We start from the raw sequence: 14,839 nt of genomic DNA on the forward strand, positions 1-14,839 counted from the left end.
CGACAGACGCTACCCGGCCTCCGGCGCGTTCCGCAGCACCAGAAGTGCGATGTCGTCCCGGGGCTGCTCAGGCGACCAGGCCAGCGCGGCGGCCCTCAGCCGGGCCGCGACGACCTGAGCTGGGAGGCCGGTCAGCCCGGCGAGTTCCTGCCGGAGCCGGTCCTGGCCGTAGAACTCGCCCTCGCGGCGGCGTTCCGTGATGCCGTCGGTGTAGAAGACCAGCGCGTCGCCGGGCGCCAGCCTGATCCGGGTCAGCCGGGAGGTGATCGTGTCGAGCAGCCCGACCGCCGTCCCGCCCTCACCGACCAGCGCCGTACCGCCGTCCGGGTGCACCAGCGCCGGCTTGTCGTGCCCGGCCAGGCACAGGTCGACGTTCAGGTACTCGCCGTCCCGGCTGACCACGGCGGCGGCCAGCGTGCAGTGCTTGCCGTCGCCGCGTTCGAGCATCGTCGTGTTGAGCAGCTCCATCACGCGCGGCAGCTCCCGGCCGTCGCGCACGAGTACTCGCAGGACATCGCGGACGAGCCCGGTCAGCGCGGCGGCCCGGGCACCCTTCCCGCACACGTCACCGATCGAGACGAGGAGCCTGTCGCCCTCCAGCGGCAGCACGTCGTAGAAGTCGCCGCCGACATCGGTACCGGTGCTGGCCGGCACGTACTCAGCGCCCAGCTCCATCCCCGCGACCCTGGGCAGCGCGACCGGCAGCAGCGCCCGCTGGAACGCCTGCGCGATGCTCTCCCGCTCGGCGTGGATGCGGGCGTTGTCCAGCGCCAGCGCGACCCGGCGGGCCAGGTCGGCGATGATGGCCACATCGTCCGGACTGTGCAGACGGTCGACGTGCCGGCCGACGGTCATGGTGCCGAGCAGCTGGCCGCGCGCGATCAGCGGTACGGCGACGCCATCGAAGGGGCGGGGCAGCGTGACGGCCGACCGGCCCGTGGCAGCCTCGCGGATCCGGGGCGCGACCTCGTCCAGCTTCGCCCGCAGGAGCGGGAGGGCGGACTCGTCGCGGTGCAGGTACGTGGCGAGGGTCAGCGCGCCCCACTCGCCGGCCGTGTGCACCGCGCACCACTCGCCGAGCCGGGGCACGACGAGCTGCGGGATCAGGGCCAGGGTCAGCTCGGCGTCCAGCGACTGGGCGAGCAGCTCGCTCGTCTCGGCCAGGAACGTCAGCCAGTCGCGCTTCTCCGGGGCCGCGGGGGCTGGGCGGGGCGGCGGCTTGTCCAAGCGGAACCACACCCCCTTACTGCCTTCGCCGTGCGTCGTACCCCACGCGCTCGCGAACTGGTCGACCAGCAGCAGCCCCCGGCCGCCCTCGGCGAAGTGATCGGGCGCGCGGGCCGGGCCGATCGCCGCACCGCCCTGGAAGTCCGTGACGGTCACGGTGACCCCGGCCTCGTCCACCTGCACGTCGACATCGATGTCAGTTCCGGCGTGCACGACGCCGTTGGTGGACAGCTCTGTCGTCAGCAGCAGAGCCTCATCCAGCAGTTCTGCGAGTCCCGCCTCCGCGAGGACCTCGCGGACAGCGGCACGCGCGTGCGCCGGGGACTGGTGGTCGGCGGGCAGCCGTAGCGTGCGCCGGGCGTGCGTGGGCACGGGAGCAGTCTCCCCTGCCAGGTACCTGTGGCGCCAGCCACCCCCGGGATACTCGCCGTGCGTCACATATCAGTGACCCACTGTCGGTCTCGATGGTGAACCAGCTCACGCATCGTGGACCGTCCCGCCCGGATTGTGGGCTTAGAGTTCCCAGGCGCTTACGGGCCGTGCCTGTTTCTCGCCATTTGCGTGATGGGAGTGCAGGATGGGCGCATGGACTCCGCGCTGCTGACTCTGCTCGCTGACGCGCTAGGCCGCGTGCAACAGGGCGACTTTCAGGTACGAATCCCGCAAGCCACCGCCTCCGACCAGGAGGAAGAGGGTGTTATCGACCGGTTCAACCAGGTCGTGGAGCAGTTGGGCAGGCGCAACCAGGACCTGATCCGGATCGCGCAGATCGTCGGCCGGGAAGGTGAGCTGACCGAGCGGCTCCCCATCAACGACTATCCCGGCGAGTGGGCCGGCGGCGTGCAGGCCGTCAACTCCCTCATCGACGACCTGGGCCGCCCGACCACCGAGATCGCGCGCGTGATCGTCGCCGTGGCTGACGGCGACCTGTCCCAGAAGATGGCCCTGGAGATCGACGGGCAGCCGATGCGGGGCGAGTTCCTCCGGATCGGCCGCACGGTGAACACGATGGTCGACCAGCTGTCCTCGTTCGCCGACGAGGTCACGCGGGTGGCCCGCGAGGTGGGTACGGAGGGCAAGCTCGGCGGCCAGGCGAAGGTGACCGGCGTGTCCGGCACGTGGCGCGACCTCACGTACAACGTGAACTTCATGGCCTCGAACCTGACAGCGCAGGTCCGAAACATCGCCTCCGTCGCGACGGCGGTGGCCAAAGGTGACCTGTCGCAGAAGATCACGATCGACGCGCAGGGCGAGATCCTCGAACTCAAGTCCACGATGAACACGATGGTGGACCAGCTGTCCTCCTTCGGTGACGAGGTCACGCGAGTGGCCCGCGAGGTCGGTTCCGAGGGCAAGCTGGGCGGCCAGGCGCAGGTGCGCGGCGTCTCCGGTACCTGGAAGGACCTCACGGAGAACGTGAACCAGCTGGCCTCCACGCTGACCACGCAGCTGCGGGCCATCGCGCGGGTGTCCACGGCTGTGACCCGGGGCGACCTGACCCAGCGGATCACGGTCGCGGCGCAGGGCGAGGTCGCGGAGCTGAAGGACAACATCAACCAGATGATCGTCACGCTCCGCGAGACCACGAAGAAGAACGCGGAACAGGACTGGCTCAACTCCAACATGGCCCGCGTGTCCGGGCTGCTCCAGGGCCAGCGCGACCTCAACGAGGTCTGCCGCATGATCATGGACGAGGTGACCCCGCTGGTCGACGCGCAGGTCGGGGCGTTCTTCCTCCAGCAGGAAGGCCAGGACGGCACGGTACGCCTCCGCCTCACCGGCTCCTACGGCTACGTCCCCGAGGGCTACTCCGTCGACTTCGCCCCCGGCGAGGGCCTGGTCGGCCAGGCGGTCGCCGCGCGCAGGACGATCCGGATCACGCAGACCCCGCCCGGGTACCTGACCGTCCGCAGTGGACTGGGCAGCGCCCCGCCTGCCGACGTCGTCGTGCTGCCGGTGCTGTTCGAGGGCCAGCCCCTCGGCGTGATCGAGTTCGGCTCGCTGTCCACGTTCTCCGAGCTGCACCTGACCTTCCTCGACCGGCTGGTCGCCACGATCGGCGTCGCCCTGAACACGATCCGGGCCAACCAGCGGACGGAGGAGCTGCTCTCCCAGTCCCAGCGCCTCGCCCTCGAACTCCAGGAACAGTCGGGCGAGATGTCCCGGACCAACCTGGAGCTGGAGGAGAAGGCGGCGCTGCTGTCCGAGCAGAACCGCAACATCGAGATCAAGAACCAGGAGATCGAGATGGCCCGGCTGGGCCTGGAGGAGAAGGCGCAGCAGCTCGCGCTGGCCAGCCAGTACAAGTCGGAGTTCCTGGCGAACATGAGCCACGAGCTGCGCACCCCGCTGAACTCGCTGCTCCTGCTGGCCCGCCTGCTCGCCGACAACACCGAGCGGAACCTGTCGGAGAAGCAGATCGAGTTCGCCCGCACGATCCACAACGCCGGCTCGGACCTGCTCTCGCTGATCGACGACATCCTCGACCTCTCGAAGATCGAGGCCGGCCGGATGGACGTCGAGGCCAGCAACGTCGAGCTGAGCGAGATCTCCGAGTACGTCGAGCGCGCCTTCCGGCCACAGGCCGAGGAGAAGGGCCTCAAGCTCCGGGTCGACACGATCGGCGAGACCATGCCGATGGTGTACACCGACGCGCAGCGCCTCCAGCAGATCCTCAGGAACCTGCTGTCGAACGCGGTCAAGTTCACCGACAGCGGCTCGGTGACCCTGACGATCGGCAACGCCGCCCCGGCCGAGCCGTTCGGGGTGCCCACTCTGGACAGTGCGGCGAAGGTCGTGGCGTTCGCGGTACACGACACCGGCATAGGTGTACCCGCCGAGAAGCTGTCGCTGATCTTCGACGAGTTCCAGCAGGCCGACGGCACGACGAGCCGCAAGTACGGCGGTACCGGCCTCGGGCTCTCCATCAGCCGCAAGCTGGCCCAGCTGCTCGGCGGCACGATCCTGGTGGAGTCCACCCTGAACGAGGGCTCGACCTTCACGCTGTACCTGCCAGACGTCCTGCCCGGCCTCCCGGCCAACCGCCCGGCGCAGTTCGCCACCCGCCCCGCGCCGTTGCAGGGCATGCCAGTCACCCGGCCCAACCCGGCGATCCTCCGCCCGGTGAGCCGCCCGGAGCCGGTGCAGACCCCGAGCACCCGGCGGCTCGACGGCGCGTGCGTGCTGATCGTCGACGACGACGTGCGTAACGTCTTCGCCCTGACCAGCGCCCTCGAACTGCACGGCATGACCGTCCTCTACGCGGACAACGGCGCGGAGGGCGTCCGCCTCACCACGGAGCATCCCGAGGTGGACATAGTGCTGATGGACGCGATGATGCCCGACATGGACGGCAACGAGACGACCCAGGCGATCCGCCGGATGCCGGAGTTCGCCGACCTGCCGATCGTGTTCCTGACCGCCAAGGCCATGCCCGGCGACCGGGAGAAGGCCATCGCCGCCGGGGCCAGCGACTACATCACCAAACCCGTCGACCTCGACGACCTGCTGGAACTCATGGCAGGGTGGGTGCAGTGACGGCTACGAACGACCGGGTGCCAGGCGCGCCCAAAGTGCTCATGGTCGACGACCGGCGGGAGAACCTGGTCGCGCTGGCCGCGATCCTCCAGGGCCTGCCCGTCGAGCCGGTGACGGCGGCCAGCGGGGAGGAAGCCCTCAAGCGGCTGCTCGTGGACGACTTCGCGGTCATCCTGCTCGACGCCCAGATGCCCGGTATGGATGGCTTCGAGACGGCCGCGCACATCAAGCAGCGCGAACGTACCCGGCATGTGCCGATCATCTTCCTGACCGCCGTGGACCGCGACGCCCACCTCGCCTTCCGTGGCTACGCGGCCGGAGCGGTCGACTATCTGACTAAACCGTTTGACCCGTGGGCACTGCGGGCAAAGGTGTCAGTGTTCGTCGACTTGTGGACAAAGAACCGGCAGCTCAGCGAGCAGGCGGCCACCGCTGCGCGGTACGCGGCGCTGGCGGCCACCGTCGAGGAGGCCCTGGGGCATCTGGACCAGGGCTCACCGGAGAAGGCAGCCGCCGTGCTGCGGAGTGTGGGGTAGGTTGAGACTGTGCTGCCGCCGGAGCTGAGTATCTCCGTCCGCCACGACACCAGCGAGACTGTCGTGGCGTTGATCGGCGAGATCGACATCAGTACGGTCCCGCAGCTCACCGAGGCTGTGGAGCAGGCGCTGGCCGAGACTTCGGCCAGCCGGCTCGTCCTCGACCTGGAAAAGGTCACCTTCTGCGACTCCCAGGGCCTCGGCACCCTCGTCGTCCTCAACCGGGCGGCCGCCCGCGCCCGCAGCGCCCTGGTCCTGGCCAACGTCGGCGAGTTCCTGCACCGTCTCCTCGACGTCACGGGCCTCAAGCAGGCATTTCTCATCAGGGAATAAGTGCCGTAGCGAAAATGGGAACCCGGGGCGTGGCAGCGGGCAACAACCGGGCATGAACAACCTGACCGTGAGCCGGGAGGCGCCGCAAGACGCCGACCTCGTCACCGGGCCGCCCGAGCGGTTCGGTGAGCTGTTCGAGCGGTACGCGGCGTCACTCTTCGACTTCGCCGCCCGCCGGGTCGGCCGGGTTCTCGCCGAGGACCTGGTGTCGCAGACCTTCCTGGCGGCGTTCGCCCATCGGGGCAGATACGACGTGACCGCGCCGAGCGCCCGGCCCTGGCTGTACGGGATCCTGTCCAACCTGCTCCGCAGGCACCACCGGACCGAGGCGCGCGGCTGGCGTGCCCTGGCGAGGGCTGGCATGGATCCCGGCCCCGGTACCGAACCGCTGGCCGAGGCCGCCACCGGCCGGGTCCACGCCGAGCTGGCCGTGGGCCACCTCTCCGACGCGCTGGCCGCCATGCCGCGCAAGCAGCGTGAGCTCCTGCTGCTGCACGTCTGGGCCGGCCTGGACTATCCGGAACTGGCTTCGGCACTCGGCCTGTCGCCGGGCACGGTCCGTTCACGCCTGCACCGGGCCAAGGCCCGGCTGCGCGCGGCCCTGCCCAGCCACTTCGCACCCTCCACAGCCGACTCTGGAGACCTCTCATGACCAAGAACGGAATGGAACTGCTCGCCGAGCTGCGTTCCGGCGAGGGCGACGCTTCGCCCGACACGATGGACCGCATGCGGCACGCAGTCCTCAACGGCACCGTGTACGCGGACGCCCGCAAGCTCTCCTTCACCCGACGTCGCCCGGTGCTGGCCGGCTCGCTGGCGACTGTCCTCGCGGCCGGCCTGATCGCCGGGGCCGTCGCCGTGACCGGTGGCTCCCACAGCCCCAGCCAGGACAACAGGCCAGGGGCAGCCGCACCGGCGGTACAGGTCACCGGCATCCAGCTCGCGGCGGCCACTGTCGCCAAGGGGACGCCGGTGGCTGTGCAGCCCGGCCAGTACGTGTACCGGAAGTCGCTCGGCAACAACGCGTTCACGACCAGCGGCGTTTCCGTCCGCGTCGAGAACCGGTACGAGATGTGGTTCGAGCCCCAGGGCATGATCCTGGTCTGGGACAAGCGGACGGAAGGCATCAACCCGACCCCGCTCACGCCGGCCGACGCTGGCCCGGCCGAGGCGGCGGGCCTGCTCTCCAGGCCGCCGGGTTCGTCCACTCAGGACCTGCGGAACGACGAGTGGACGGTGCAGGAGCGGCAGGCTCTCGCCACCCAGGGCCCGAGCCTGGAACGGCCGACACCCGAGTTCCTGGCCGGCCTGCCGGTGAACCCCGACGAGCTGCTGGCCTTCCTCCGCCAGCAGCGGGCCGGGTCCTCGGACATCGCGGTCTTCGGCACGGTCGGCGCGCTGCTCCACACGCACGACGAGATCGTGCCGCCGCAGCTGCGCGGCGCGCTGTACCTGGTGCTGCCCAAGCTCGGCACGGTGACGCAGGTCGAGGGCTACACGCAGGTCGGCGGCCGGACCGGGATCGCGTTCCGGGTGACGCCGAACGGCGGCAAGGACCCGTCGGACCTGATCCTGGAGCCGGGGACGTACCGCTACATCGGCAGCCGGAACAATCCGGGCCAGACGAAGGAGACCTGGACCGTGGTGACCGAAAGCAAGATCGTCAACGGGCTGCCGGGTCAGTAACCTCGGAGGAGTTGTATCCCGGGGCTGGGCGCGCCGCCCGCGCGCCCAGCCCCGGGCTTGTTACCGGTGTGCCCAACCCGCCCGGAAGGGAACACCGGAACTCTGTGTGGTCACAGCGCGTTGAGCGCCGCGACCTCCTCGGCGGTCGGAGTCCAGGCTCCGGCCGCCACGTTCGCCTTGATCTGCTCCGGCCGGGTCGCCCCGGCGATCACGGAGGACACGGCAGGCTGGGCGGCCAGCCCGCCGATCGCCACGTCGAGCATGCTCGCGCCGCGCTCGGCGGCGAAGGTCGCGATCCTGCTGATCAGGTCCCAGTTGGCGTTGTCGTGGACGTGCCGCCGGTTGGCCAGCCTGGTACCGGCGGCGGGCTCAGCGTCCCGCGCGTACTTGCCGGTCAGCAGCCCGGAGGCCAGCGGGAAGAACGGCAGGATGCCCACGCCGAACTCGGTGCACGCCGGGGCCAGCTCGGCCTCGGCCGACCGGTTGAGCAGCGAGTACTCGTTCTGCGCGCTGACGAACCTCGCGCCACCCGAGCCCCGGGCCACGTACTCGGCCTCTGCGACCTGCCAGCCGGCGAAGTTCGAGCTGCCGATGTAGCGGACCTTGCCCTCGTCCACGAGCTCGTTCAGCGCCGCGAGGGTCTCCTCGATCGGCGTGATCCCGTCCGGCTCGTGGTACTGGTACAGGTCGATCCAGTCCGTCCGCAGCCGCCGCAGCGAGGCCTCGACCGCGAGCCTGATGTACCGGCGGGAGCCACGCGCGCCCCAGTCGGGCCCGTTCGCGCCGCCCATGTCCATGCCGAACTTGGTGGCGAGCACGATGTCGTCCCGCCGCTTGCCCAGCACCTCGCCGAGCAGGGTCTCGGACGTGCCCTGCCCGCCGTAGATGTCGGCGATGTCGAAGAGCGTGATGCCAGCCTCGATGGCGGCGTCGACGACGGCCCGGGTGCCTTCCAGGCTCTCGGTCGCCGAGCCGGTCCGGCCGAAGTTGTTGCAGCCGAGGCCGACGACGGAGACCATCAGCCCTGATCTGCCCAGAGTTCTGTACTTCATCTCAGTCACACCAGCGACCGTAGCGCGTTGATCAAGCGGTCCACGTGCTCGGCGGTGCTGCCCAGGCCGAGGCTGGCCCGGACGGCCGTCTGCGGTCCGGAGCAGTCCGCGGCCCGCTCGCCGATCAGCCGGCGGGTCAGCGGGTGGGCGCAGAACAGTCCATCCCGGACGCCGATGCCGTGCTCGGTGGCGAGCTTGGCCGCGACCTGCGAGGACGCGTACCCGTCGACGGTGAAGGCCACCACGCCGATCCGGGGGTGGTCCGGGCCGAAGATGGTCAGCTCGCGGACGTACGGGAGCGCGCGGATGCCCTCCAGCAGCCGGGCGGTCAGCGACTCCTCCTCGGCCTCGACGACGTCGCGGTCGGCGGTGGCGAGCGCGTCGCACACTGCGGCCAGCGCCACGGCGCCCAGCAGGTTCGGGGTGCCGCCCTCGTGCCGGGCCGAGCCGGTCGACCAGCGGATGTCGTGCGTGGCGTCGCCGACGTGGGCACTCGCGCCGCCACCGGCCAGGTACGGCTCGGCGGCGTCCAGCCAGTCGGCCCGGCCGGCCAGCACCCCGGCACCGAAGGGCGCGTAGAGCTTGTGGCCGGACAGCACGACGTAGTCGAGGTCGAGGGCCGCGATGTCGACCCTCCGGTGTGGAGCGAGCTGCGCGGCGTCCACGCAGATCCGTGCGCCGTAGAGGTGCGCGGCGGCGGCGAGCTGCTCGATCGGCCACAGCTCGCCGGTCACGTTGGACGCGCCGGTCACCGAGAGCAGCAGTGGCTCCTCCGGGCCGGAGCGGCGGAGTTCGCGGAGGGCGGCGTGCACGGCTGTGATGGCGGCGGCGGGGGATGCCGGTACCGGCAGGCGGACCGCGCGCTGCCAGGGCAGCAGGTTGGCGTGGTGTTCCGTGGCGAACGTGACCACGGTGGTGTCGGCGGGGAGCGCGTGGGCGAGCAGGTTCAGCGCGTCGGTCGTGTTGCGCGTGAAGATCAGGGCATCGTCGGTACGGCAGCCGAGGAAGTCCCGCAGCGACTCACGAGCCTGCTCGTAGCGCTTGGTACAGAGCTGGGAGAGCTGCCCGGCCCCGCGGTGCACGCTCGCGTAGTGCGGCAGCAGCTCGTTCACGGCGCGGGCCGCGGCCTCGGCGCACGGTGCGGTGGCGGCGTAGTCGAGGTTGACGTACGGGACCTCCCGGCCGTCGGCGAGCCTGACGGTCACGTCGGAGCCGAGTACGGCGAGATCTGTGCTCAGCAGCGCTGACACGGGTACCCCCAAAGAAGTCCGCTCTTGCCCGGCGGCTCTCGCCGGACCTGGTCTTCACCCGGGGCACCCCACCGCGGAGGAGGGTTGCCGGCCAGCGAGCCGGGGCTTGTCGCTGGCACTCATGACCTGTGGAGCAGGCTAGCGCATAAGCTCGTGGCATGGCAGAGCTCCCACCGAGTGAGGTCCGTTACTCTCCGGAGAGTCACTCTCCCGAGGGCGGCTCCTTCGTCGCGCCCGCGGTGAAACGGTTCGACTGGAAACGGTTCGTCGTCGTGTGCGGCGCGATCGTCGTCATCGCCGCGTGCGGGATCGGGATGCTGGCCTTCCTCGGTTTCGGCTACGGCCCGGTGCCGACCCTGATCGGCCTGGCCGCCGCGATCCTGCCCGTGCCGGTGCTGGTCTCGGCCTTCCTCTGGCTCGACCGCTACGAGCCGGAGCCGTGGAAGTACCTGATCTTCTGCTTCGGCTGGGGCTCGTGTGTCGCCACGGCGCTGGCCCTCGCGGTGAACACCGGGGCCTCGGTCGCGTTCAACGTGGCCGGTGCCTCCGACAGTCACGTGGCGACGCTGGTCGCTCCGTTCATCGAGGAGCTGGGCAAGGCGATCGGCCCGGCGCTGCTGTTCTTCTTCCGCCGCAAGGCCTTCTCCGGCCCCGTCGACGGCATCGTCTACTTCGGACTGTCGGCCGTCGGCTTCGCCATGATGGAGAACATCCTCTACATGGGCCGCGTCTACATCCAGGGCTCTGACCAGTCGGGTCTGGCGTCCGTGGGCGTGCTCAGCGTCTTCATGCTGTTCATCGTGCGGGTCGTGCTCTCCGGTTTCGCCCACCCGCTGTTCACGTCGATGACAGGAATAGCTTTCGGGTACGCCGCGCGCAACGCCTCCAAGGGCGCCCGCACGTTCCTGCCGCTGTGCGGGCTGATGCTCGCGATGATGCTGCACGGCTCGTGGAACCTGATCGCGACGCTCGCCCAGTTCGAGGGGCTGGTGATCCTCTACGGGTACTTCGCCTTCATGATGCCGGTGTTCTTCGGTGTCGTCGGGTTCGCGCTGTGGCTGCGGGCCCAGGACGGCCGGATCGCGGGCCGGGTGCTCCCGGTGTACGTGAAGGCCGCGTGGATGAGCCCGCCGGAGGTCGCCTCGCTCGTGACCCTGGGCCGCCGGCTGACCGCCCGGTACTGGGCGCGCCAGTTCGCTGGCCCCGAGGGCGCGCGGGCGATGAGCGGGTACCAGGCGACGGCCACCAAGCTCGCCCTGCTCAGGGACGCGGCCGAGCGGGGGATCGTCCCGGCGGACTTCGCGGCCGAGGAGCTGCGGCTGCTGCACGAGCTGGCCGGGTACCGTGCCGTGTTCACCGGGCGCGATCCGCGTACGCCACAGGGCATGTGGACCGGCTCCGTCTACCGGCTCGTGTTCCCGGACCGGTCGGTGCGGGAGGTCGCGGCGCCCGAGAGCCCGGTCGTGCCCATGCCGCTGGCCCCGCCTCCGCCGCCCCCGCCGATGCCCTACGGGTACGGCTACGGGTACGGCGGCCCGCGGGGCTGACGTCCGCCCATGTCGGCGCACCAGGTGCTCGCGTTCCTCGAACTGCTCCAGAGCTCGCCGGGGCTGGGTGGGACGGCGCTGGCCGCCCGGCTGGAGGTCGACCCGCGGACCATCCGCCGGTACGCCGACCAGCTCCGCGACCTCGGCATCCCGGTCGAGGCGGCGAGGGGGCGGTACGGCGGGTACCGGCTGCGGCCCGGGTACAAGATCCCGCCCTTGATGTTCTCCGAAGCGGAAGCGACAGCGGTCGTGACGGGCCTGCTCGCCGCGCGGCAGCTGGGCCTCGCGGCCGGTGACGCGGAGTCGGCGCTGGGCAAGGTGCAGCGTGTCCTCCCGGTCGCGTTGCGGGAGTCGACCCGCGCGGTCGCCGACACGCTGGCCTTCACCCTGCCCTCGGTATCGGCCGCTGCCCCGCCCGACGCCGGCGTGCTCCTCACGCTCGCCTCAGCCGCCCGCGAACACCGTCGCGTCCGCCTCGGCTACGTCTCCTGGAACGGTACGGAGACGGAGCGCGAGCTGGACCCGTACGGCATGGTGTTCCACTCCGGACGGTGGTACGCGGCAGGCTTCGACCACCGCAGCGGCGAGGTCCGGACCTTCCGCATCGACCGCGTCGTGTCGGCCCGGCTGGCCCCGGACGCCTTCAAACCGGTCGAGTTCGACACCGTCCAGCACGTGACATCCTCGCTGGCCAAAGTCCCGTACCAGCACGCCGTCACGGTCCGGTTCGGAGTACCGGCCGAGGTCGCACACGCCCGCGTCCCAGCCACGGTCGGCACCCTCACGCCGGACGGCGACGGCGTGATCCTCACGGCGCGCGCGGAACGGCTCGACGGCATGGCGCAGATGATCGCCGGGCTCGGCTGGCCCTTCGAGATCCGCGAACCGGACGCGCTGCGAGCCGCCGTCCGCGACCTGGCGGCCCGCCTCCTGACCGGAATCGGCGAAGCACCACAGCGCTAGCTGTGGTGCTTCGCGATGTCCTGCTAGCTCAGCTTGGCTAGCAGGTCCGCCAGGTCGTCCGGGCGGGAGAACATCGGCCAGTGGCCGGTCGGCAGCTCGTGGATCGTCCACTCCGGCCCGAGGACGGTGGCGAAGAGCGGGTTGCCCGCCTCGGCCAGTTCCTTGATCAGGGGCAGCGGGATCGAGCAGGCGACCAGGTCACACGGCATCGCGCCGCGACCGGGGCCCGGCAGCTCCAGCGGGTCGGTCATCGCGCGCCACGGCAGCGCGACAGCCTTCTCGCGGAACTCCGCCAGCATCTCCTCGTCGAGCCCTTCGAGGCTGTTGCCCATCGCCGCGACGGTGTCCCAGTCCGGCAGCGGGTACATCCCGTCCACGACCAGCTGCTCCATCGCCGCCCGGCCCTCCGGCCCGGCGAAGTCGGCGGCCGCCATCCCGGCCGGGAGCGGAGCGCTCTCCACGAACACCAGCCGGCTGATCCGCTCCGGGATCCGGTCGGCAGCGCCCGTGACCGGGGTGCCGCCGTAGCTCTGGCCGACGAGGACGACGTCCTCGCGGTCACCGATCGCCTCGATGACCGACGCGATGTGGTCGTTCAGGGACTCGCCGGTCAGGGTCACGCCGATCGCTTCGTGGCCGCCAGCGCGCAGCTTGTCCGCGACCTTGTCCCATGCCCAGCCGCCGAGCCATCCACCAGGTACCAGCACGTATGTCGTCATGGGAAAAGCGTATGAGCTTATGCGGACAGATAGCGTCCGGATAAAAACTTAACTGGTATCGGACTGCGCGGCCTCGGTCGGCACGACGTTGCGCCCGATGACGTAGCGGATGCCCGTGTTCAGGGTCGCGACCAGCGGCACGGCCACCAGCGCGCCGACGATCCCGGCGAGGACCAGGCCAGCCCCGATCGCCACGATCACGGCCAGCGGATGGATCGCCACAGCCTTACCCATGATCAACGGCTGGAGGACGTGCCCCTCGAGCTGCTGCACCGCGATCACGGCCGCGAAGACCAGCAGCGCCGTCACCGGGCCCTTGATCACGAACGCGACCAGCACCGCGACGGCCCCGGTCACGGTGGCACCGATGATCGGGATGAACGCGCCGAGGAAGACGAGCGCGCCGAGCGGCAGGGCGAACTGGGTGACGCCCAGCAGGTACACGGACAGGCCGATGCCGACCGCGTCGATGAAGGCGACCAGGACGGTGGCCCGGACGTACGCGACGAGCGTCCGCCACGCCGCGTGCCCTGCGCCGCCCAGCGACTCGCGGGCCTTCACCGGGAACAGCCCGACCAGGAACGCCCAGATCCGCTGCCCGTCCCGCAGGAAGAAGAACGTGACGAACAGCACCAGCAGCATCCCGGTCAGCACGTGCGCCGTCGTGACGAACGTGGAGACCGCGCTGTCGGTGATGTTGGCCTTGTTGCCGACCAGCCAGTCACGCATGGTGTCCAGCACCTGGTTGAGCTGGTGGTCGGACATCTTGAGCGGCCCGTTCTTCAGGTACTCCTGAATCCGCTCGATGCCCTCGGCCGCCTTCTTCGACAGCACCGGGATCCCGGCGACGAACTCCCGGATCACAGCGGTCAGCACGCCGGCGATGGCCGCGATGCCGCAGATCAGGACGATCGCCGTCGCCAGCGACCCCGGCACCCGCAGCCGCCGCAGCCAGCCGACGGCCGGGCTGAGCAGCGCGGACAGCAGCAGCGCCACGATCAGCGGGATGACCACGGCCGACAGCAGCCCGATCATGTACAGGATGAAGTACGCCGCTGCCCCGATCACCAGCAGGCGCCAGGCCCACGCGGCGGCGACCCGCACCCCGCGCGGCACGTCGTGCTCCGGGTCCGGATCGGGATCCGGCACGGCATCCGGCTCCGGCTGCGGGGCCGGAGGCGGAGTGAATTCCTGGTCGCGGCGCTCGGCCGCGGCCCTGACGGGTGCGCGGACGGCCTCCCACGCGTTGCGAGCGCGCACGCCGAACCGCCTCATCCTGGTCAGTGGGCACCCCCCGGGTCCATCGAGCCTGAACACCACCATAGTCGCGCTCGCAAGGGGCCAGGTAGCGTGAATAGGCGTGACCGACACCGAGACCAACGATGGGCTGCCCATCCGCCTCCTGCACGACCGGCTGCTCGTCCAGCTTGAGGGCGGCGACGGTGAACGCCGCTCCGCCGCTGGCATCGTGATCCCGGCGACCGCCTCGATCGCCCAGCGGCTGTCCTGGGCCACCGCCGTGGCTGTCGGCCCGAACGTGCGCGCGGTGTCCACGGGTGACCGGGTGCTCTTCGACCCCGAGGACCGCTCGGAGGTGGAGCTGCACGGCCGTGACTACATCCTGCTCCGCGAGCGCGACATCCACGCTGTGGCGGCCAAACGGGTAGAACCCGACGCCACAGGTCTCTACCTCTAGCAGGGAAAACGATCTCGGTCCCCCGTGCCGCATACTCGAATACATGTATGCGCCGCACGGGGGCCGTCCACGGCCCGAAAACGCCGCCGACAGCTATCCGGGCCTGCCTCAGACCCGGACCAGCCCCCTGCTGATCGAGGGGGAGCTGGAGCAGCTCGGGAAGGTCGCCAGCTCGGCGTCCTCCCTGCCGCCGGGCAAGCGGCTGGCCGTCCGGATCCTCGCCACGCTGGCCCTGGTGGGGATGGTCGCGGGCATCCTGTCCAGCGCGGCCACGATGTTCGGCTGGCTCTGAC

The 14,839-nt window shown here is 70.5% G+C and carries 14 protein-coding genes and 1 riboswitch; of the genes, 9 read left to right on the plus strand and 5 right to left on the minus strand.

What is annotated here, in order from left to right; all coding sequences use genetic code 11:
• Positions 1 to 9 precede the first annotated feature (9 nt).
• Positions 10 to 1,620: a SpoIIE family protein phosphatase gene (locus tag A3G1_RS0124505; RefSeq protein ID WP_157641400.1), complete on the minus strand. Its 1,611-nt coding sequence runs from the start codon at positions 1,618 to 1,620 to the stop codon at positions 10 to 12.
• A gap of 192 nt (positions 1,621 to 1,812) precedes the next feature.
• Here A3G1_RS0124505 and A3G1_RS0124510 point away from each other — a divergent pair, with 192 nt between their 5' ends.
• Genes A3G1_RS0124510 through A3G1_RS0124530 form a run of 5 tightly spaced genes read left to right on the plus strand, consistent with a single transcriptional unit; the run spans position 1,813 to position 7,319 of the window.
• Positions 1,813 to 4,764: an ATP-binding protein gene (locus tag A3G1_RS0124510; protein ID WP_018352142.1), complete on the plus strand. Its 2,952-nt coding sequence runs from the start codon at positions 1,813 to 1,815 to the stop codon at positions 4,762 to 4,764.
• Between the two features lie 41 nt (positions 4,765 to 4,805).
• Positions 4,806 to 5,300 carry a response regulator gene (locus A3G1_RS0124515; protein ID WP_040479683.1) on the plus strand — a complete coding sequence of 165 codons (495 nt, stop codon included), beginning with the start codon at positions 4,806 to 4,808 and terminating at the stop codon, positions 5,298 to 5,300.
• Between the two features lie 9 nt (positions 5,301 to 5,309).
• Positions 5,310 to 5,633 carry an STAS domain-containing protein gene (locus A3G1_RS0124520; protein ID WP_018352144.1) on the plus strand — a complete coding sequence of 108 codons (324 nt, stop codon included), beginning with the start codon at positions 5,310 to 5,312 and terminating at the stop codon, positions 5,631 to 5,633.
• A gap of 52 nt (positions 5,634 to 5,685) precedes the next feature.
• Positions 5,686 to 6,285, plus strand: coding sequence for an RNA polymerase sigma factor (locus tag A3G1_RS36685; protein ID WP_018352145.1), 600 nt, complete (start codon positions 5,686 to 5,688; stop codon positions 6,283 to 6,285).
• Positions 6,282 to 7,319, plus strand: coding sequence for a CU044_5270 family protein (locus A3G1_RS0124530; RefSeq protein WP_018352146.1), 1,038 nt, complete (start codon positions 6,282 to 6,284; stop codon positions 7,317 to 7,319). The genes A3G1_RS36685 and A3G1_RS0124530 overlap by 4 nt, the downstream gene beginning before the upstream one ends.
• Before the next feature lie 110 nt (positions 7,320 to 7,429).
• Here A3G1_RS0124530 and A3G1_RS0124535 read toward each other — a convergent pair whose 3' ends face one another.
• Both A3G1_RS0124535 and A3G1_RS0124540 read right to left on the minus strand, forming a co-directional pair.
• Positions 7,430 to 8,371 (minus strand): aldo/keto reductase, encoded by a 942-nt coding sequence (locus A3G1_RS0124535; RefSeq protein ID WP_026212474.1) that lies wholly within the window; start codon positions 8,369 to 8,371, stop codon positions 7,430 to 7,432.
• Positions 8,372 to 8,376: 5 nt separating this feature from the next.
• Positions 8,377 to 9,576, minus strand: coding sequence for an aminotransferase class V-fold PLP-dependent enzyme (locus tag A3G1_RS0124540; RefSeq protein ID WP_026212475.1), 1,200 nt, complete (start codon positions 9,574 to 9,576; stop codon positions 8,377 to 8,379).
• A 60-nt stretch (positions 9,577 to 9,636) separates the two neighbouring features.
• A riboswitch (SAM riboswitch) is annotated at positions 9,637 to 9,748 on the minus strand.
• Positions 9,749 to 9,779: 31 nt separating this feature from the next.
• Here A3G1_RS0124540 and A3G1_RS36690 point away from each other — a divergent pair.
• Both A3G1_RS36690 and A3G1_RS0124550 read left to right on the plus strand, forming a co-directional pair.
• Positions 9,780 to 11,168 carry a PrsW family intramembrane metalloprotease gene (locus A3G1_RS36690; protein WP_083937088.1) on the plus strand — a complete coding sequence of 463 codons (1,389 nt, stop codon included), beginning with the start codon at positions 9,780 to 9,782 and terminating at the stop codon, positions 11,166 to 11,168.
• Positions 11,169 to 11,177: 9 nt separating this feature from the next.
• Positions 11,178 to 12,131 (plus strand): helix-turn-helix transcriptional regulator, encoded by a 954-nt coding sequence (locus A3G1_RS0124550; protein WP_018352150.1) that lies wholly within the window; start codon positions 11,178 to 11,180, stop codon positions 12,129 to 12,131.
• A 23-nt stretch (positions 12,132 to 12,154) separates the two neighbouring features.
• Here A3G1_RS0124550 and A3G1_RS0124555 read toward each other — a convergent pair whose 3' ends face one another.
• Both A3G1_RS0124555 and A3G1_RS0124560 read right to left on the minus strand, forming a co-directional pair.
• The gene (locus A3G1_RS0124555; RefSeq protein WP_018352151.1) at positions 12,155 to 12,850 is read right to left on the minus strand and encodes an alpha/beta fold hydrolase; all 696 of its coding nucleotides are present in this window, start codon (positions 12,848 to 12,850) and stop codon (positions 12,155 to 12,157) included.
• 48 nt (positions 12,851 to 12,898) lie between these two features.
• On the minus strand, positions 12,899 to 14,110 hold the full coding sequence (locus A3G1_RS0124560; protein ID WP_245563587.1) for an AI-2E family transporter: 1,212 nt from the start codon (positions 14,108 to 14,110) through the stop codon (positions 12,899 to 12,901).
• 100 nt (positions 14,111 to 14,210) lie between these two features.
• On the opposite strand from A3G1_RS0124560, the gene A3G1_RS0124565 reads away from it, so the two are divergent.
• On the plus strand, positions 14,211 to 14,546 hold the full coding sequence (locus A3G1_RS0124565; RefSeq protein ID WP_018352153.1) for a GroES family chaperonin: 336 nt from the start codon (positions 14,211 to 14,213) through the stop codon (positions 14,544 to 14,546).
• 43 nt (positions 14,547 to 14,589) lie between these two features.
• A complete protein-coding gene (locus A3G1_RS0124570; RefSeq protein ID WP_018352154.1) occupies positions 14,590 to 14,838 on the plus strand; it encodes a hypothetical protein in 249 nt (82 codons plus the stop codon).
• Position 14,839 lies beyond the last annotated feature (1 nt).

This window comes from Longispora albida DSM 44784, from assembly GCF_000379825.1.
GTDB lineage: Bacteria > Actinomycetota > Actinomycetes > Mycobacteriales > Micromonosporaceae > Longispora > Longispora albida.